We start from the raw sequence: 2806 nt of genomic DNA, 5'->3' as shown, positions 1-2806 counted from the left end.
GGCGCCCGTCTCCACGCGCGTCCAGCATGCCGCGGTAGTGTTCGTGGCGGCGCAGGTGCTGCTGTCGTACCTACGCGCGGGGCTCGTGAAGGCGCGCGAGCGGGATTGGTGGAATGGGACGGCGCTCGCGGCGTTCCTCGCCATTCCTGCGTACGGTGTACCACGCTGGATCCCGCGGTCACCGCTCCTCTTGCGCGTCGCTTCGATTGGCGTAATCGTCTTCGAGCTCGCTGCACCGATCGCGCTCGTCTCGACCTCGTCTGCGCTGATGTACACAGCGGTGGCCTGGTGTTTCCACCTGGCCACCGCTGTGGTGTTCGGTCTCAATCGGTTCGTACTCGCGTGGAGTGCCGCCCTGCCGGCCCTGTGGTTCGCGGCGCGGTTACTGCACGCGACCGGCTGAGGCAGTTACGGAACGATCTTGGCCGGTGGCACCACCTTGATGCCGTCGGCGAACGTGGCCGTGAGCAGATAGAGCAGCTTGGTGCTGGGCAGCGCGCTCGAGGCGATCGCGTACTCCGACAGCTGGTGGGCCCCGCTCGCCTTCGAGCCGCCGATGGCGATCGACGGAATCTTGCGCACGACGCCGGGGTTGGCGTCGGTGGCGCCAGTGGCCACGGCCTCCATGGCGCCGGGCATCCCCGCCGTCATGCCGAGGGCGCGATTGATGTCCACCGCCGTCTGCACGAGCGGATGTGCGCGGGCGCCGGCGAGCTGCTTCTCGGTGCCGCCAGCCTGATTCTTCTGGTCGATTTCGACGCGCAGTCCCACCTTGTATTCGTCAGCCACCTGCTGCGTGACCCGCGTGATGGTGCGGTCGAGCGAGTCGAGCAGCACCGGGTCACTGCTACGCAGGTCCACGGTGAAGTAGAGCTCCTGCGGCACGGCGTTGAAGATGTTGCCGCCGTGGACCTGTCCAATGTTCATCACCGCGCCGTCGGGAAGCGCGGGGAACTGCAGCTGATACAGACGATCGATGGCCGCGGCCAGGGCACGCACCGGCGTGGGGCGACCACGTGACGCGAGCGTGTGCGCACCAGGGCCCGTGAATACGTACTTCGTCCAGTAGATACCAAGCGCGCCGTACGCCACGCTGCCATAGGAGCCGTCGGGCACGATGAGCAGGTCAGGGCGCGGGTTGGTGCGCAGCCAGTATTCTGCACCCTTGAGGCCGAGCTCTTCCTGCGTGCTGGCGACGAAAATGATGTCACCTTTGCTCGTGAACTTGGTGGCATTCATGGTGCGCAGCGTGGCGAGCATGTTGCCCACCGACGCCGTGTTGTCGCCCACGCCGGGCGCGTAGAGCGTGTCGCCGGCCCGACGCACCTTCTTGGGCGTTTCGTTGGGGAACACCACGTCGATGTGCGCCATGATCACGATCGTCGGCCCGCCGCCGGTGCCCTTCCGCACGGCGGTCACGTTGCCGATGGAGTCGATCGTGGCCTTGAGCCCTTCCTTTTCGAACACCGACTTCACGTAGGCGCCACGCGCCTGCTCCAGACCCGACTTGCCGGGCATCTCGGTGATCTTCACCCACTCTTCCACCTGCTGCGGGAAGTTCTTCTCGAGCATGGCCATGGCCGACTTCACGTCGGGGCGCTCGAGCAGCTTGGGGTCCCAGCTGGTGGGGTACTGCGTGGGTTGCTGGGCCGCGAGCGGCGCAGCAACGAGCAACAGCGCGGACAGCGCAGTGGTGAGGTGTCGCATGTAGGGAAGGTCGGTGAGTGAAAACGGCGTTACGCGAGGATCGGCAGGCCCTTCGAGATCTTGTCCTTCCACACGGCGGGGCCGGTTTCGTGCACGTTGTCGCCGATGGCATCCACCGCCACTGTGACCGGCATGTCCTCCACGTCGAACTCGTAGATGGCTTCCATGCCGAGGTCGGCGAAGGCCACCACACGTGACGAGCGAATGGCTTTGGACACGAGGTACGCCGCGCCGCCCACCGCCATGAGATATGCCGCCTTGTGCTTGCGAATGGCCTCGAGGCCGGCCGGGCCACGTTCGGCCTTGCCCACCATGGCGATGAGCCCCGTCTTCGCGAGCATCATCTCGGTGAACTTGTCCATGCGCGTGGCGGTGGTGGGGCCGGCGGGGCCAACAGCTTCGTCACGCACCGGGTCCACCGGACCCACGTAGTAGATCACGCGGTTGGTGAAGTCCACGCCCTCGGGGAGCCCTTCACCGCTGGCGAAGAGATCGGCGATGCGCTTGTGCGCCGCATCGCGGCCGGTGAGCATCTTGCCGTTGAGCAGCAGGCGATCGCCGGCTTTCCAGGTGGCCACGACTTCAGGCGTGAGCGTGTCGAGGTCCACGCGCTTCGCGTTCACGTCGGGGCGCCACGTGACGTCGGGCCAGTCACTCAGCTTGGGCACCGGAAGCTGCGCCACACCGCTGCCGTCGAGCCAGAAGTGCGCGTGCCGCGTGGCGGCGCAGTTGGGGATCATCGCAATGGGCTTGGACGCCGCGTGGGTGGGGAAATCCCAGATCTTCACGTCGAGCACGGTGCTGAGGCCCCCGAGCCCCTGCGCGCCGATGCCGAGGGCGTTGATCTTGTCGTGCAGCTCGATGCGGAGCTCCTCGATCTTGTTCTGCGGCCCGCGCTGCTTGAGCTGCGCCATGTCGATGTGCTCCATGAGCGATTCCTTCGCCATGAGCATCGCCTTCTCCGCGCTGCCGCCGATGCCGATGCCGAGCATACCCGGCGGGCACCACCCGGCACCCATAAGCGGGACCGTCTTGAGCACCCAGTCCACGATGCTGTCGCTCGGGTTGAGCATGGCGAACTTGCTCTTGTTCTCCGAGC

3 protein-coding genes are annotated in these 2806 nt (G+C 66.4%); 1 reads left to right on the top strand and 2 read right to left on the bottom strand.

The features are described from left to right. Positions 1–403 (top strand): HTTM domain-containing protein (locus ACIQ6O_RS15905; RefSeq protein ID WP_396208751.1); only part of this gene is annotated, 403 nt, incomplete at its 5' end. A 5-nt stretch (positions 404–408) separates the two neighbouring features. Here the strand turns inward: ACIQ6O_RS15905 and ACIQ6O_RS15900 are convergent. Then, a complete protein-coding gene (locus ACIQ6O_RS15900; protein WP_396208750.1) occupies positions 409–1707 on the bottom strand; it encodes a M20/M25/M40 family metallo-hydrolase in 1299 nt (432 codons plus the stop codon). A gap of 29 nt (positions 1708–1736) precedes the next feature. After that, positions 1737–2806: FumA C-terminus/TtdB family hydratase beta subunit (locus ACIQ6O_RS15895; protein ID WP_396208749.1), on the bottom strand; the 1070-nt coding region annotated here is incomplete at its 5' end.

This window comes from Gemmatimonas sp. (assembly GCF_044345575.1).
In the GTDB taxonomy this organism is placed as follows: Bacteria; Gemmatimonadota; Gemmatimonadetes; order Gemmatimonadales; family Gemmatimonadaceae; genus Gemmatimonas.
This window is presented reverse-complemented; position numbering and strand designations above follow the sequence as displayed.

Coding starts and splice junctions, on each gene's coding strand:
- ACIQ6O_RS15900 (WP_396208750.1), bottom strand. CDS start 1,707: ATGCGACACCTCACCACTGCGCTGTCCGCGCTGTTGCTCGTTGCTGCG.